The sequence below is a fragment of the Mycobacterium gordonae genome, from assembly GCF_017086405.1.
GTDB classification, from domain to species: Bacteria; Actinomycetota; Actinomycetes; order Mycobacteriales; family Mycobacteriaceae; genus Mycobacterium; species Mycobacterium gordonae_D.
Genome location: NZ_CP070973.1, coordinates 650,427 through 666,769, shown reverse-complemented (window position 1 = coordinate 666,769; position 16,343 = coordinate 650,427). Strand labels below are relative to the sequence as shown.

Here is a 16,343-nt window from a genome sequence, read left to right as displayed (position 1 = left end):
CGACCAATGCCGATCGCGATCACCCCCGAACATCAAGACCTGGCCGACTCGGTGCGGTCCCTAGTAACGCGGGTAGCACCGTCCGAGGTGCTGCACGCCGCGCTCGAGACGCCGGTGGAGAACCCTCCGCCGTACTGGCAGGCCGCCGCCGAACAGGGCCTGCAGGGCGTGCACCTGGCCGAATCCGTCGGCGGCCAGGGCTTCGGCCTCCTCGAGCTGGCCATCGTGCTGGCGGAGTTCGGTCGTGGCGCGGTGCCCGGACCGTTCGTGCCGTCGGCGATCGCGAGCGCGCTGATCGCCGCGCATGACCCGGACGCCAAGGTGCTCGCGGAGCTGGCGTCGGGGGCGGCCATCGGCGCCTACGCGCTGGATTCGGGCCTGACCGCCACCCGGCAGGGCGACGTGCTGGTGATCCGCGGCGAGGTGCGGGCGGTGCCCGCCGCCGCGCAAGCCGCCATCCTGGTGCTGCCGGTGGCCATCGACAGCGGCGAAGAGTGGGTGGTGCTGCGCGCCGAGCAGCTGGAGATCACGCCGGTGCGCAGTCTCGACCCGCTGCGGCCCATCGCCGACATCTGCGCCAATGCCGTCGAGGTCGGCGACGACGTGGTGCTGGCCAACCTGAGCATGAGCAGAGCCCACGCGCTGATGACCACGCTGCTGTCGGCCGAGGCGGTGGGTGTGGCGCGCTGGGCGACCGACGCGGCGTCGTCCTACGCCAAGATTCGTGAACAGTTCGGCCGCCCGATCGGCCAGTTCCAGGCCATCAAGCACAAGTGCGCCGAGATGATGGCCGACACCGAGCGGGCCACCGCAGCGGTGTGGGACGCCGCACGCGCTTTAGATGAAACAGGCGAGGACACCCACTTCGCCTTCGCCGCCGCGGTGGCGGCGACGCTGGCGCCGGCTGCGGCCCAGCGGTGCACCCAGGACTGCATCCAGGTGCACGGCGGGATCGGCTTCACCTGGGAACACGACACCAACGTGTACTACCGCCGGGCATTGATGCTGGCCGCCTGCTTCGGCCGCGCCTCGGAGTACCCGCAACGGGTGGTGGGCACGGCCACCACGACCGGGATGCGCGCGGTGGACATCGACCTGGATCCCGACACCGAGAAGCTGCGGGCCGAGATCCGGGCCGAGGTGGCGGCGTTCAAGGAGATGGATCGCGCCCAGCGTACCGTCGCGATCGCCGAGGCCGGTCTGGTGCTCCCCTACCTGCCCAAGCCGTGGGGCCGGGCATCGAGCCCCGTCGAGCAGGTCATCATCGCCCAGGAGTTCGCCGCCGGGCGGGTCAAGCGACCCCAGGTTGGCATCGCGGCGTGGATCATCCCGTCCATCGTCGCGTTCGGCACCGAGGAGCAGCAACAGCGCTTCCTGCCGCCGACGTTCCTCGGCGAAATGGTCTGGTGCCAACTGTTTTCCGAACCCGGAGCCGGATCCGACCTGGCCGGTCTGTCCACCAAGGCGACCAAGGTGGACGGCGGTTGGCGAATCACCGGGCAGAAGATCTGGACCACGGTGGCGCAGTTCTCGCAGTGGGGCGCACTCCTGGCGAGAACCGACCCGAACGCTCCGAAGCATCAGGGCATCAGCTACTTCCTGCTCGACATGAAGAGCGAGGGCGTGACGGTCAAGCCGCTGCGTGAGCTCACCGGGCAGGAGTTCTTCAACACCGTCTACATCGACGACGTGTTCGTGCCGGACGAGTACGTGCTGGGCGAGGTGAACCGGGGCTGGGAGGTCAGCCGCAATACCCTTACCGCAGAGCGGGTTTCGATCGGCGGCAGCGACCTGAACTTCCTGGCCAGCCTGCCGCAGTTCGTCGAGTTCGTGCGGGACGGCCATTTCGACCAGGTCGCCCGCCACCGCGCCGGCCAGTTGATCGCCGAGGGTCACGCCGCCAAGGTGCTGAATCTGCGATCCACGCTGCTGACGCTGGCCGGCGGCGACGCGATGCCTTCGGCCGCGATCTCCAAGCTGCTGGCGATGCGCACCGGCCAGGGCTACGCGGAGTTTGCGGTGTCGTCATTCGGCACTGACGCCGTGATCGGCGACCCCGGGACTCCGCAGGGCAAGTGGGGCGAGTTCCTGCTGTCCAGCCGGGCCACCACCATCTACGGCGGCACCTCGGAGGTGCAGCTCAACATCATCGCCGAGCGGCTGCTGGGGCTTCCCCGCGACCCGTAAGTGGCCGCCACCGATTGAGGGTGAAACTACGGATTCCGCAGTGCAGCCAGGGCGGGATTCATGCCGAATCTCCGCCCTAGGCGCACTATCAGAGCCAGAGCTTCGTCGGGCCTACTTGTCGGCCTTTTCGTCGGCCTTTTCGGCCTTTCCGTCGGCCTTTTCGGACTTCTCGCCGCCCTTGCTTTCGGCGTCCTTCGCGAGGTCCTTGGCCTTGTCCTTCGCCTGATCCTTGTCCTCGACGTCCAACTCGCGCAGTTCGCGCTTGAGAATCTTGCCGGTGGGGTTGCGCGGCAACTCGTCGAGGAAGATGACCTCGCGCGGCACCTTGTAGCGGGCCAACTCCTCTTTGACGTGCTTCTTCAGCGTCTCCTCGTCGACGTCGGAGCCGTCCTTCTTGACCACGAAGGCACGCAACCGGTGACCCCAGTCCTTGTCCTCGACGCCGATAGCGGTGGCCTCCACCACCTCGGGATGCCCGCTGAGGCAGTCCTCGACCTCGGCCGGGAACACGTTCTCGCCGCCGGAAACGATCATCTCGTCGTCGCGGCCGCTGACGTAGAGCAGGCCGTGCTCGTCGAAGTAGCCGACGTCGCCCGAGGACATCAGGCCGTCGATGATCTGCTTGTGACCGCCGCCGGTGTAGCCCTCGAAGGGGAAGGCGTTGCCCACGAAGATCCGCCCGACCTCGCCCTGCGGCTTCTCCTGGCCGTTGTCGTCGAGGATCTTGACCTTGACGCCCTTGACCACCGGCCCGACCGTCGCCGGGTTCTTCTTCAGGTCCTTGGGTCCGGCGATGGTGGCGAAGGCGATCTCGGTGGAGCCGTACATGTTGTAGATGACCGGCCCGAAGTCATTGAGGGCGCGCTGCGCCAACTCGGCGCCCAGTTGCGAGCCGGACACGAAGATGATCTTCAGGTGCGACAGGTCGGGCTTCTTGTCCATCTTCTCGATCGCGTCGAGCAGACGCGACAGCATCACCGGCACCACCACCATGGCGGTCGCCTTGTGCTTCTCCAGGTCCTCGAGCACCAGCGGCGGCTTGAACTTGCGGCGCAGCACCAGCGTCGAGCCGAGGAACATGGCGATGGTGGCGTGCAGGTAGCCCAGCGCGTGGAACATCGGCGCGGGCAGCGAGGTGATCTCGTTGGCCTTGAAGGGCACGTGCGACAGGATGCCGCCGACCGGCGCCAGCGTCGGCGGGGTGCTGCGGTTGGCGCCTTTGGGGGTTCCGGTGGTGCCGCTGGTCAGGATGATGATGGAGGCGTGCTTGCTGGCCTTGGGCGCGGGCTCTTTGCTGCTGCGCTTGATCAGGTCGGCCAGGGTCTCGTCCTTGCTGCCCGACTCCTCGTCACTGTCCGGGTTGGTGCCCAGCGCCCGTAGTTTGCCCAGTTCGGGCTCGGCCTTGCTGACCGTCTTGGTGTACTCGTCGTCGTAGATGATCACCTTGGCGCCTTCGCGCTCGGAGACCTCTTTGACCTGCGGTCCAGAGAATTCGCTGTTGAGCAAGATGATGCGTGCGCCGGCCCGCGCGGCGCCGTAGTTGGCGATGACGAACCACCGGGTGTTGCGCGCCAGAATGGCCACCCCGTCCCCGCCCTTGACGCCCATCTCGATCAGGCCGTTGGCCACCGCATGCGCGGCCTCGTCGAGCTCCCGATAGGTGATCGCGCCCTCTTCGTCGATGACGGCCCGAGCGTCGGGATGGCGGCGGGCGTTCAGCGACGGCAACATGCCGAATTCGCCCCACTTGGCGATATCGGCGGCCATGGCCGCGGTCTTGAGGGGCGACTCGATCTTGAATGCGCCCGCTTCGAAGATCTTGCGCACGTAGTGCAGTTCGGCTGCGCCGCGTTCGACGTACTGCTGGATCTTGGCAGGGATCTGCCCGGGCAGGTCGCTGAGGTTAGGCATGTTCCTCACCATATGTGACGGAGGTCGCAGAGCGATCGGTAGGTTTCCCCCGAATTACCATCGAGTTCTATGACCAAACCCGTGTCGCTGGACGTGACGGGACGCGAGGTCACCGTCACCCATCCCGGCAAGGTCGTTTTTCCCGACCTGGGGGTGACCAAGCTCGATCTGATCCGCTACTACCTGTCGGTGTCCGGCGGGGCGTTGCGCGGTGTGGCCGAGCGGCCGATGATCCTCAAGCGCTTCGTCAAGGGCATCACCGAAGAGGCGGTGTTCCAGAAACGCGCGCCGGCCAACCGGCCGGACTGGGTCGACGTCGCCACGTTGCGCTACGCGTCCGGCACGTCAGCCGATGAGGCCGTCATCCATGACGCCGGCGGGCTGGCCTGGGTGATCAACACGGGCTGTGTCGATCTGAATCCGCATCCGGTGCGTGCCGACGATCTCGAGCACCCGGACGAGCTGCGGGTCGATCTGGACCCGATGCCCGGGGTCGACTGGCAGCGCATCATCGACGTCGCGTTGGTGGCCCGCGAGGTGCTCGAGGACCACGGCCTGACCGCGTGGCCGAAGACGTCGGGATCGCGAGGCTTCCACGTCTATGCGCGGATCGCCCCGCGCTGGCCGTTCGCCAAGGTGCGCCTGGCCGCCCAGACCGTCGCGCGCGAGGTCGAACGGCGCGTCCCCGACCTGGCGACCAGCCGATGGTGGAAGGAAGAACGGGAGGGCGTCTTCGTCGACTTCAACCAGAACGCCAAGGACCGCACCGTCGCGTCGGCGTACTCGGTGCGCGCGACCCCCGACGCCAGGGTGTCCACACCCCTGCGCTGGGACGAGGTTCCCCGGTGCCGTCCGGAGGAGTTCACCATTTCGACGGTTCCCGACCGGTTCGCCGAGCTGGGTGACCCGTGGGCCGGCATGGACGACGTGAGCGGCAGTCTCGACCCACTGCTGGGATTGGCCGACGAACTGGGGCCCCCCGAGCGGGCGCCACGCGGCGCCAAGAAGTCCGCCGACGGCCGGCGCCAGTCCACGATGCCGCTGATCGAGGTGGCCCGCACCAAGACCAGGGATGAGGCGATGGCCGCGCTAGCCACCTGGCGGGAGCGTCATCCCGCCGCGGCCGCACTCCTGCAGCCGGTCGACGTACTGGTCGACGGCATGCGCGGCCCCAGTTCGATCTGGTACCGAATCCGGATCAACCTGCAGCACGTGCCCGCCGACCGGCGCCCGCCGCAGGAGGAGTTGATCGCCGACTACTCTCCTTGGGTGGGCTACACACCGAAGCCCCGGCCACGCAACTGACGGTCCGTCGAGACACGCGATACTCTCACGCTGTGCACCAGGGATGGAGTCGGCGGGGGTTTTTGCAGGCCGCCGGGGTGACCGGGGTAGCCGGGCTGCTTGCCGCATGCTCTGACCCCAAGCCCGCGCCCGGCACGGCCGGCGGCGGGTCGGTGACCGTCACCCATCTGTTCGGCCAGACGGTCGTCAAGGAACCGCCCAAACGGGTGGTGAGCGCCGGCTACACCGAACAGGACGACCTGTTGGCTGTCGGGGTGGTGCCCATCGCCGTGACCAATTGGTTCGGCGACCAGCCGTTCGGGGTGTGGCCCTGGGCGCAACCGAAACTCGGTGCGGCACAACCGGTTCTGCTGAACCTTGACAACGGGATACAGGTCGATCAGATTGCCGGCCTCAAGCCCGACCTGATCGTGGCGACCAACGCCGGACTGGACGCCGACACCTATCAGAAGCTGTCCGCGATCGCGCCCACCATCGCGCAGTCCGACGGCGACGCGTTCTTCGAGCCGTGGAAGGACCAGGCCGCCGCGATCGGCCAAGCCGTGTTCCAAGCCGACCAAATGAAATCGTTGGTCAACGCCGTCGACAGCAAGTTCACCGACGTCGGGCAGAAGAATCCGTCTTGGAAAGGCAGGAGGGCCCTCCTCATGCAGGGCCGCCTCTGGCAGGGCACGATCGTGGCGACCGTTGCCGGTTGGCGCACCGACTTTCTCAACCAGATGGGGCTGGTCGTGGCAGACAGCATCAAGCCTTACGCCAGCGACCACCGTGCGGTGATCCCTCGCGACCACATCAAAGATGTGCTGGACTCCGCCGATGTGGTGATCTGGTCGACGGAGAGCCCCGAGGAGGAACAGGCCCTGCTCGCCGACCCCGAGGTGGCGGCGTCGCAGGCGACCGAACGCAAGCGCCACATTTTCACCTCGAAAGACCTCGCCGGCGCCATCGCCTTCGCCTCCCCGCTGAGTTATCCCGTGGTCGCCGACCAGCTGCCCCCGCAGCTGGCCAAAGTGCTGGGCTGACGGTGCTCTGAGCGTTTGCTAAGGCAGCTCTGGCAGTGCTCGAAATCGCTCGCACACGGCTTCGGTCGGGAGCTACCGTCGCATCATGAGTGTGACGGAGATCACTGATTTCGCGAGGGGCCCCGACGTGGCAATCACCGTGGTCGACTACGGCGACCAGGCGCTGATCCTGCAGTGTGTCAACACCGCCGAGGTGCTGGCGTGGACGGAGGCGTTGCGCGCGGCGCGGTTACCGGGTGTCGTGGACATCGTCCCGGCCTCGGCCACCGTCCTGGTGAAACTCGACGGGCCGCGCTTTCAGGGCGTCATCCGGCAACGCATCAGAAGGTTGCGGGTGGCCGCCGAGGCGTGGAATCCCGCCGCCGGCGATCCTGCCGACGACATCGTGATCGACGTCGTCTATGACGGCCCCGACCTGCCCCACGTCGCCAGCCACACCGGATTGAGCCCCGCGCAGGTCATCAGCGCGCACACCGGCACCCGGTGGCGGGTGGGCTTCGGCGGGTTCGCGCCGGGCTTCGCCTACCTGATCGGCGGTGACGAGCGGCTGCGGGTGCCGCGGCGGTCCGAACCGCGAACCTCGGTGCCGGCCGGGGCGGTGGGCCTGGCCGGCGAGTTCAGCGCGGTCTATCCACGGCGGTCACCGGGCGGCTGGCAGATCATCGGCCACACCGACGCGGTGTTGTGGGACATCGACCGCCCAGAACCGGCGCTGCTCACACAGGGCCGGTGGGTCCGGTTCAGGGCTGGTTAGGAGACTTGTCGTGACCACCACTCTGGAAATCCTGCGCACCGGCCCGCTGGCGATCGTCCAGGACCTCGGCCGCACGGGGCTGGCCCACCTCGGCGTCGGCCCCTCCGGCGCGGCCGACCGCCGCTCGCACACGCTGGCCAACCGGCTGGTCGCCAACCCCGACGACCGGGCCACCGTGGAGGTGACGTTCGGTGGCTTGACCGCCCGGGTCCGTGGCGGTGACCTGGACATCGCGATCACGGGCGCCGACACCGATCCGACCGTCAACGGAATCATGTTCGGCACCAACAGCATTCACCATGTTCGAGACGGCCAGGTGATATCGCTGGGCACCCCGCGGGCCGGGCTGCGGACGTATCTGGCGGTGCGAGGCGGCATCTGCGTGACACCGGTGCTGGGCTCGCGCAGCTATGACGTGATGTCGGCGATCGGCCCGTTGCCGCTGCAGGCCGGCGACGTGCTGCCGGTCGGCGACCACACCGACGACTACCCCGAACTGGACCAGGCCCCGGTGGCCGCGATCACCACCGAAGCGGTCGAGCTACTGGCGATCCCCGGCCCGCGCGACGACTGGTTCGTCGACCCTGACATCCTGGTCCACACCGACTGGGTGGCCTCCGACCGCAGCGATCGGGTGGGAATGCGCCTGGTCGGGCGCCCCCTGCGGCACCTCGACCCGGACCGGCAGCTGCCGAGCGAGGGCGCCACCCGCGGCGCGATCCAGGTGCCCCCCAACGGGCTACCGGTGATTCTGGGACCCGACCACCCGGTGACCGGCGGCTACCCGGTGATCGGCGTGGTGATCGACGAGGACATCGACAAGGCCGCCCAGGTGCGCCCCGGTCAGCATGTGCGCCTGCATTGGGCCCGTCCGCGGCTGCCCCGGTGAGCACGGCCTGGTAAAACAGGGGACGTGCACACCGCACGCCTGGTCCACACCGCCGATCTGGACAGCCACACGCGCCAGAGCATCTACCAGATGGTCACCACGGCGTTCGCCGGTGACTTCACCGACGCTGACTGGGAACACACCCTGGGCGGGATGCACGCACTGATCTGGCACCACGGCGCGATCATCGCGCACGCCGCGGTCGTGCAGCGGCGACTCATCCACGGCGGCCACCCGTTGCGGTGCGGTTACGTCGAAGGCGTTGCGGTACGCGAAGATTGGCGCGGACAGGGGCTGGTCCGCGCGCTGCTGGACGGGGTCGAGCAGGTGATGCGCGGTGCCTACCAACTCGGCGCGCTCAGCTCGACGGTGAACGCCCGCGGGTTGTATGCGGCCCGCGGGTGGCTGCCCTGGCTCGGACCCACGTCGGTGCTGGCTCCCACCGGCCCGGCCCGCACTCCCGACGACGACGGCTCGATCTTCGTCCTGCCGGTCAGCGTGTCCCTGGACACCTCCGCGGAGCTGATGTGCGACTGGCGCGACGGGGACGTCTGGTAAGCCTCACACCGCGGGTGGTGGTGGGGTGATCGGAAATTCACACGCTGGGTTCGCTGGCGGAATCGCCCGGGCAACAAAGGATTTCTAGCGTCAGCGGCAAGGTCGATGACGTTAGGGGTCTTCATGTTCCGCCGCCGTTCGCACGTTATCTCCGACTGGGATCCCGAAGATGTCGCCGCGTGGGAGGCGGGGAACAAGGACGTCGCCCGGCGTAACCTGATTTGGTCGGTGGCCGCCGAACACGTGGGATTCTCCGTCTGGTCGATCTGGTCGGTGATGGTGCTGTTCATGCCGACATCGGTATACGGATTCTCCGCCGGCGACAAGTTCCTGCTGGGCGCCACGGCGACGTTGGTCGGCGGCTGCCTGCGATTTCCCTACACCTTCGCCACCGCGAAGTTCGGCGGCCGCAACTGGACCGTATTCTCGGCGCTGGTACTGCTCATCCCGACCGTCGGATCGATTGTGCTGCTGGCCAATCCGGGCTTGCCGTGGTGGCCGTATCTGGCGTGCGCCGCGCTCGCCGGCCTCGGTGGCGGCAACTTCGCATCGTCCATGACGAACATCAACGCCTTCTATCCGCAACGGCTCAAGGGCTGGGCGCTGGCATTGAACGCCGGGGGCGGCAACCTCGGCGTGCCGATGATCCAGCTGGTCGGCCTGCTGGTCATCGCCACCGTCGGCGACCGCCAGCCGTACTGGGTCTGCGCGGTGTACCTGGTGCTGCTGGCCGTGGCCGGCATCGGTGCGGCACTGTACATGGACAACCTCAAGCAGTACCGCATCGAGATGGATACTATGCGCAAGGTGTTGGCCGAGCCGCACACCTGGGTGATCTCGATGCTCTACATCGGCACCTTCGGTTCGTTCATCGGATTCTCCTTCGCGTTCGGCCAGGTGCTGCAGATCAACTTCATCGCCGGCGGCCAGAGCACCGCTCAGGCCGCCCTGCACGCCGCTCAGATCGCCTTTCTGGGGCCACTGTTGGGTTCGCTGTCGCGGGTGTATGGGGGCCGGCTGGCCGACCGCGCCGGCGGCGGCCGAGTCACCCTGGGCGCGTTCAGCGCGATGTTGCTCGCGGCCGGAATCCTGGTCAGCGTCAGCACGTTCACCGACCACCACACCGGTCCGGCGCCCACCTCGACGATGATCGGCTACATCGTGGGCTTCGTGGCGCTGTTCATCCTGTCCGGGATCGGCAACGGCTCTGTCTACAAGATGATTCCGTCGATCTTCGAAGCCGGTAGCCACTCGTTGCCGTTGAGTGAGAGCGAACGGCGGCAGTGGTCGCGTTCGATGTCCGGCGCCCTCATCGGATTTGCCGGGGCGATCGGCGCGCTCGGTGGTGTCGGGGTGAATCTTGCTCTGCGCCAGGCATATTCGAGCAGCGGCACCGCCACGTCGGCGTTCTGGGCCTTCGTGGGCTACTACGTCGCCGCCTCGGTGCTGACCTGGGCGATCTACGTGCGCCGGCCACGTGGCGCAACCGCGGCCGGCCGCACCGGTCTGGCCTACGGGTAGACCACGCGCGCTTGACGCTCGGACCCGGGTAGCCGGCGGTGCCGGGGGGCCCGTCGAAGTCCGAGTTGCTGAGCCCGTCAGTTCCGGCGATGCCTTCGTAGCCAGTCGACCCCAGGCCCAGTCCGCCGGCGCCGCCGGCGCCGGCTTCGCCCGCGAGCCGCCGGCTCCCCCCGCCCCGCCGGCACCAAAGCCGCCGTCCGTGCCGTCCCACCCGACCAGGCCACCGCGTCCGCCGGTCCCGCCGGTACCCCCGTTGCCCCCGTTGCCGCCGTCACCGCCGTGGCCGGCGTCACCGCCGGCTCCGCCCCCGCCACCGAACGCGATGCCATCGGGGGCGCCGGCGTTCCCGCCTGCGGCGCCGCCGCCACCGTTGCCGCCCAGGCCGCCGCCGCCCCCGGCACCACCCGACCCGCCGAAGCCGCCGGCCCCGCCGTTGCCGACCAGCACCCCGCCGGCCCCGGCGTTTCCACCGGCGCCACCGGCGCCTCCCTGCCCACCGTGGCCTCCCTCGCCGCCACTGCCGCCCCGTCCGCCGATGCCGCCGAACGAGTTTCCGCCGGCACTGTACGCCCCGTTGGTGGAGGACGAATCGACGTAGTAGTGACCGCCGCCGGAACCGCCGACGCCGCCGCCGGAACCGCGGCCGCCAAAGCCACCGGCCCCGCCGAGACCGCCGTTGCCGCCGGTGCCGACCAGCAGCCCACCGCGACCCCCGTCGCCGCCGGCGCCGCCGGCGCCGCCGGCGCTGCCCGCCCCTCCGGGCAATCCGGCGCCACCCTCACCACCCTTGCCGCCGAAGGCCGCCAGGGCCCCACCGTCCACGGCTCGGGCGTAGCCGGCCGTGCCGCCGTCGCCGCCGGCTGCGCCACCGGCACCGCCCACGCCGCCCTTACCTCCGCTTCCTGAGATGGCGTCCGCGGCAGCGGTGACCCCCGGCGTCTTGGTCACGTCGGCACTGCCGCCGTTGGCGCCGTTGACGCCCACGGTGCCAGGTGAGCCAGGCGCTGCCGCCCGCACCCCCGTTGCCACCGGTCATGCCGGCCGATGTCGACGCTCCGTCGCTGCCACCGTTCCCGCCGTAACCGTTGAGCCAGCCGCCGCTGCCGCCCGCGCCGCCGGCAGCGGCGGCGCCCCCGGCCCCGCCGTTCCCGCCGTTGCCGATCAGGCCGGCCGCGCCACCCGCACCGCCGGCTTGACCGGTGGCGCCGGAGCCTCCGTTTCCGCCGTTACCCATCAGGATTCACCCGCACCGCCGTCGGCACCCGACCCCGGCGCGCCGTCCGCGCCGTCGCCGATCAACGGTCGGCCCATTGCCGCCTGGACGGGAGCGTTGACCGCGTCGAGGATCTGCTGTTGCAGGAGGGCGAGATTCGCTGCCTCGGCATCCCCGTACAAGCTCGCGTTCGCGGTGAGGACCCGCACAAACCGGTCGTGAAATGCCGTCGCGGCGGTGGAGAGGTTCTGATAGGCCTGGCCGTGTCCGGAGAACAGCGTCGCCACCGCCATCGACACCTCGTCGACGCCGGCGGCCACTATCGCCGTGGTGGGGGCCGCCACCGCCGAATTCGCCGAGCGCAGTGCCGAACCGATACCGGCCGCGTCCGACGCGGCTGACGAAAGTGCTTCTGTGGCAACGAATAGATATGACATCGTGATCTGTCCCCTTGAGTCTTCGCATCCGGTACAGGGCTCGCTGATCACTCTGGTGTGGTGTCCGCCACCCGTCTCTACGGCAGCTGGGGGATTCGCGGGACGAAATCTTCTCCCCCTGTTGGGGGAGCTGACGGCGGCGCACCGGGACGCCGAGCGATAACCCCACGAAGCGACACGACGCCGCGGTGTGGTCTCATTCGCTCTCGGCCTCAACGGATTTGGGGCGTCCAGGCGCCTGTCAGACAACTGAAACGCAACTATCAGTCAATGACCGGCCTTTCGAGTTGACTGCCCCGCGCGCCTGATGTGAGCATCGAGACCAACCTTGGCGCAAGCCTCTTCACTTCATGGTGCCCGTCGAGGTGCCCGGAAAGGTGAACCAGCATATGGGCTGCAACCGCCGGATCGCGGACTGGAATCCCGAAGACACCAGATCCTGGTTGTTCGGCAACGACAAGATCGCCAGACGCAATCTGCTCTGCACGGTTGCCGGCGATCATGTCGCGTTCTCGATCTGGACGCTGTGGTCGGTCATGACGTTGTTCATGCCCGCCTCCGTATACGGCTTCTCAACCGGCGACAGGCTCCTCCTGGGCGTCGTCGCCACCCTGATCGGCGGCTGTGCGCGCATCCCCTACACGTTGGGCATCGCCCGGTTCGGCGGCCGCAACTGGACCACGTTCTCGGCATTCGTGCTGCTGATCCCCACCGGTCTGACCATCGTGCTGCTGGCCCACCCCGGCCTGCCACTGTGGCCATATGTGTTGTGCGCGGCCATGACCGGGCTGGGCGGAGGCAACTACGCGGCGTCGTTGACCAACGTCAACGCCTTCTACCCGGAGCGACTCAAAGGAGCCGCGCTGGCGATCAACGCCGGGGTGGGGAATCTCGGAGTCGCGGTGATACAACTCGTGGGTCTGTTGGCGCTGGCTACCGCCGGGCACCGGGCGCCGTACTGGGTGTGCGCGATTTACCTTGTGCTGCTGGCGATTGTCGGTATCGCAGCGGCGTTGTTCATGGACAACCTCGAACACGGTATTGCACTGAACACCATGCGGTCGGTCTTGTTCGTGCGGCACACCTGGGTCATCTCGCTGCTTTACATCTGCACCTTCGGCTCCTGGATCGGGTTCGCTTTCGCGTTCGGCCAGGTATTGCAGGTCAACTTCGAAGAACACGGCGAAAGCGTCAGACACGCGTCGCTGCACGCCGCCCAGATCGCTTTCATCGGACCGCTGTTGGGCTCACTGGCCCGAATCTATGGCGGCAAGTTGTCCGATCGCATAGGTGGGAGTCGGGTCACCCTGGGCGTCCTCGGCGGCATGATCTTCGCCGCGGCATTGCTGGTGGGCATCAGCACCCGCGATGACATCGCACCCGACACCACGCGTTTCACGTTGACGGGCTACGTCTTCTGCTTCATGGCGTTGTTCATCCTGGCCGGCATGGGCAATGGATCGGTGTTCGTGTTGATACCGTCCATCTTCGAGGCACGTAGCCGTTCTCTGGTTGCCGGCGAGGCCGAACGCCGGCACTGGGCACGCGCCATGTCGGGTTCGCTGATCGGATTCTGTTCCGCGGTGGGCGCACTGGGCGGCGTGGGTATCAACCTGGCGCTGTGCGAGTCCTATCTGCACAGCGGCACCGAAACCTCGGCATACTGGATGTTCCTGGCGTCCTACATCTTCGCCGCGTGGCTCACCTGGCGAATGTATGTCCGCCGTCCCGCCGATCCTGTGACGAAGAACGCAGCCGAGGGCAATGCTGCAGCAATTGCTAGGTAACGCTTTGGAAATGAGCTTGGCATACAACCGAGATATGGCCCAGCCAACGCCTGCGCCACTCTCCGGCTACCGGATCGCAGTCACCTCAGCCCGTCGCGCGGAAGAGTTGTGCGCGCTGCTCCGCCGGCATGGGGCGGAGGTGTTCGCCGCCCCCGCGATCAGCATGATCGCACTGCTCGATGACGACGAATTGCACAGCAACACGCAAAGATTGATCGCCGATCCAGCGGACATCCTGGTGGCCCACACCGGCATCGGTTTTCGCGGATGGGTGGCGGCGGCCGAGGGATGGGGCATCGCGACAGAACTCATCGACTCACTTTCGTCGGCGCGAGTCATCTCACGCGGACCGAAGGCAACTGGCGCCCTGCGCGCGGCCGGCCTGCGCGAGGAGTGGTCGCCGGAGTCCGAATCTTCGCACGAGGTCGCGGAATACCTGCTCAACTCGGGTGTTGCCGGAAAGCGCATCGCCGTTCAGCTGCACGGCGCGGCCGACGGATGGGACCCATTCCCGGAGTTCCTCGGGGGTTTGCGCGCCGCGGGCGCAGAAGTTGTTCCGCTTCGCGTATACCGCTGGAAGCCAGTGCCTTTGGACGGCGAGTTCGATCAATTGGTCACCGGTATCGCTCGGCGCCAGTTCGACGCGGTGAGCTTCACCTCGGCTCCCGCGGCGGTGGCGGTACTGGAGCGCAGCCGCGACCTGGGCATCGAGGACCAGGTGCTGGCCGCATTCCGCAGCAGCGTGCACGCGATGTGTGTGGGCCCAGTCACGTCCCGGCCGCTGATCCGGCAAGGCGTGCCGACCTCGTCGCCGGAGCGGATGCGGCTGGGCGCCTTGGCCCGTCATATCGCAGAAGAACTACCGCTGCTGGGTTCGTGCAGCGTACGGGCCGCCGGCCACCTGGTCGACATCAGAGGGACCTGCGTGCTGGTCGACGGATCAGTCAAGACGGTTTCGGGATCCGGCATGGCGATTCTGCATGCACTGGCGCACCGGCCCGGTGAGGTGGTCGGACGCGCGGAGCTGCTGCGGCTGCTGCCCGGCAACGGCGGCGATACCCATGCGGTGGACACCGCCGTCCTGCGTCTGCGAACGGCTCTGGGCGACAGGAACATCGTCGCGACCGTGGTCAAACGCGGTTATCGACTGGCCCTCGACGGCGAGCACGACGCGGCATGAGCCTGGTGCTGGCTGCCCACGGCACCCGCCGACCAGCCGGCGTCGCGATGATCGGCGACCTCGCCGCCCGGGCGAGTGAACTACTCGACCGCACCGTCGGGGTGGCATTCGTCGACGTACTGGGACCCACGCCCGCCGAAGTGCTGTCAGATCTGCGCGCCTGGGACGAACCCGCAATCGTGTTGCCCGCGTTTCTCTCTCGCGGCTACCACGTCCGGGCCGACCTGCCGGCGCATGTCGAGGCGAGTGGGCATCGCCGGGTGCTCGTGACGCCGTCGCTCGGGCCGGGACGGGGGATCACCAGGATTCTGTTTCAGAACCTGCTGGAAACCGGCTGGCAACCCGGCGATTCGGTGATACTGGCGGCGGCGGGCACTTCCGATCCGCGAGCCCGCGCCGACCTGGACCACGCGGCGACGTTGCTGTCGAGGCTGACAGGATCAGCGGTGGAGCTGGGTTTCGCCGCCACCGGCAGCCCGATGATCCAAGCGGCGGTGACCAATGCCCGTCGCCGGCGCTCGCGGCGCGTCGTGGTGGTCTCCTACCTGATCGCCGAGGGCCTGTTCCAAGAGCGACTGGACTGCTGCGGCGCCGACCTGGTGACACGGCCGCTAGGCACCCACCCAAGGCTGGCCCGGCTGGTGGCCGAGCGGTTCCGAGACGCCGCAATCCGATCCTCCGGGTTGCAATACCAGCGGACGGCGTGAGCAACGACACTTGATGTTTGCGGGTATCCCGGGTAATCCTGGCAACATGGCCCGTAACGAAGAGCCCTCGCGAGGACTCCTCGACGATGTGGCAAAGATGCTCCGTTTACCGTTCCGGACACCGGAGTTCATCGACCGCATTTTCACCGGTAGCGTCAACCAGGTCGGGCGCCGCACGCTCTATATGTTGATCACCACGTGGGATGCCGCCGGCGGCGGCCCATTTGCCGCCAGTGCGATCGCGTCCACGGGTCTGTCCAAGACCGCCGAAGTCGTCCAGTCGATGCTGATCGGTCCGGTGTTCAACCCGCTGCTCAAGATGCTCGGAGCCGACAAGATCGCGGTGCGCGCATCGCTGTGCGCCTCGCAACTGGTCGGACTGGGAATCATGCGCTACGGAGTGCGCTCGGAGCCGCTGCACTCGATGACGGTGGAACAGCTGGTGGACGCCATCGGCCCGACGATGCAGCGTTATCTCGTCGGCAAGATCGACTAGGCAGCCATCCGCGCGGCGAACCGCCCGACCTGGATCCGGCCGTCGGCGGTGACCCGCACCGGATACACCGGCACCGAGACTCCCTCTTCGTCCAGGCAGGAACCGTCGTCCAGCGCGAAAGCCTGCTTGAGGATCGGCGATTGGACGGTTGCGCGGCCACACCGGTCGCCGACGATGCCGCGGGACAACACCGCCGCGCCGGAGCACGGGTCCACGTTTCCGATCGCGTGCACGGCACCATCGTCAAGCCGGAACAGCGCAGCCTGCGAACCGTCGTCGAGCAGGACCCCGACGCCGCGCCCAGGAATGAGGTGGTCGTAGTCGCAGGCGGTGGTCCACGCCTGAATGTCGTTGATGAACGTCATGATCCATTCCC

At 67.9% G+C, this 16,343-nt stretch carries 12 protein-coding genes and 2 pseudogenes; 11 read left to right on the top strand and 3 right to left on the bottom strand.

The window, feature by feature from the left end:
* Positions 1-6 precede the first annotated feature (6 nt).
* Positions 7-2,187 carry an acyl-CoA dehydrogenase family protein gene (locus JX552_RS02885; protein ID WP_205876004.1) on the top strand — a complete coding sequence of 727 codons (2,181 nt, stop codon included), beginning with the start codon at positions 7-9 and terminating at the stop codon, positions 2,185-2,187.
* Between the two features lie 243 nt (positions 2,188-2,430).
* Here the strand turns inward: JX552_RS02885 and fadD2 are convergent.
* Positions 2,431-4,098 (bottom strand): annotated as a pseudogene (gene fadD2, locus JX552_RS02880) (long-chain-fatty-acid--CoA ligase FadD2); the annotation flags it as partial.
* 69 nt (positions 4,099-4,167) lie between these two features.
* Here fadD2 and JX552_RS02875 point away from each other — a divergent pair.
* From JX552_RS02875 to JX552_RS02850, 6 genes are all read left to right on the top strand, one after another.
* Positions 4,168-5,403: a DNA polymerase domain-containing protein gene (locus tag JX552_RS02875; protein WP_205876002.1), complete on the top strand. Its 1,236-nt coding sequence runs from the start codon at positions 4,168-4,170 to the stop codon at positions 5,401-5,403.
* A gap of 32 nt (positions 5,404-5,435) precedes the next feature.
* A complete protein-coding gene (locus JX552_RS02870; protein WP_205876001.1) occupies positions 5,436-6,425 on the top strand; it encodes an ABC transporter substrate-binding protein in 990 nt (329 codons plus the stop codon).
* A gap of 85 nt (positions 6,426-6,510) precedes the next feature.
* Positions 6,511-7,179 carry a 5-oxoprolinase subunit B family protein gene (locus tag JX552_RS02865; RefSeq protein WP_205876000.1) on the top strand — a complete coding sequence of 223 codons (669 nt, stop codon included), beginning with the start codon at positions 6,511-6,513 and terminating at the stop codon, positions 7,177-7,179.
* A 10-nt stretch (positions 7,180-7,189) separates the two neighbouring features.
* Positions 7,190-8,068 (top strand): 5-oxoprolinase/urea amidolyase family protein, encoded by an 879-nt coding sequence (locus tag JX552_RS02860; protein WP_205875999.1) that lies wholly within the window; start codon positions 7,190-7,192, stop codon positions 8,066-8,068.
* Between the two features lie 24 nt (positions 8,069-8,092).
* Positions 8,093-8,626 (top strand): GNAT family N-acetyltransferase, encoded by a 534-nt coding sequence (locus JX552_RS02855; RefSeq protein WP_205875998.1) that lies wholly within the window; start codon positions 8,093-8,095, stop codon positions 8,624-8,626.
* A gap of 123 nt (positions 8,627-8,749) precedes the next feature.
* Positions 8,750-10,147, top strand: a complete 1,398-nt coding sequence (locus JX552_RS02850) for a nitrate/nitrite transporter (RefSeq protein ID WP_205878179.1) — start codon at positions 8,750-8,752, stop codon at positions 10,145-10,147.
* Positions 10,148-10,217: 70 nt separating this feature from the next.
* Here JX552_RS02850 and JX552_RS02845 read toward each other — a convergent pair.
* A pseudogene (locus JX552_RS02845) lies at positions 10,218-11,797 on the bottom strand (PE family protein); the annotation flags it as partial.
* A 389-nt stretch (positions 11,798-12,186) separates the two neighbouring features.
* Between JX552_RS02845 and JX552_RS02840 the strand changes: the two are divergent.
* The 4 genes from JX552_RS02840 to JX552_RS02825 are packed head-to-tail and all read left to right on the top strand — an operon-like array spanning position 12,187 to position 15,967.
* Entirely contained in the window at positions 12,187-13,584 is a 1,398-nt protein-coding gene (locus JX552_RS02840; RefSeq protein WP_205878178.1) for a nitrate/nitrite transporter, read from the top strand.
* A gap of 34 nt (positions 13,585-13,618) precedes the next feature.
* On the top strand, positions 13,619-14,764 hold the full coding sequence (locus tag JX552_RS02835; RefSeq protein ID WP_205875997.1) for a uroporphyrinogen-III synthase: 1,146 nt from the start codon (positions 13,619-13,621) through the stop codon (positions 14,762-14,764).
* Entirely contained in the window at positions 14,761-15,471 is a 711-nt protein-coding gene (locus JX552_RS02830) for a sirohydrochlorin chelatase (RefSeq protein WP_205875996.1), read from the top strand. Before JX552_RS02835 ends, JX552_RS02830 begins: the two co-directional genes overlap by 4 nt.
* A gap of 46 nt (positions 15,472-15,517) precedes the next feature.
* Positions 15,518-15,967 (top strand): TetR/AcrR family transcriptional regulator, encoded by a 450-nt coding sequence (locus tag JX552_RS02825; RefSeq protein WP_065136770.1) that lies wholly within the window; start codon positions 15,518-15,520, stop codon positions 15,965-15,967.
* Here JX552_RS02825 and nirD read toward each other — a convergent pair.
* On the bottom strand, positions 15,964-16,332 hold the full coding sequence (gene nirD / locus JX552_RS02820; protein WP_205875995.1) for a nitrite reductase small subunit NirD: 369 nt from the start codon (positions 16,330-16,332) through the stop codon (positions 15,964-15,966). The two genes, JX552_RS02825 and nirD, sit on opposite strands and share 4 nt — an antisense overlap.
* Positions 16,333-16,343 lie beyond the last annotated feature (11 nt).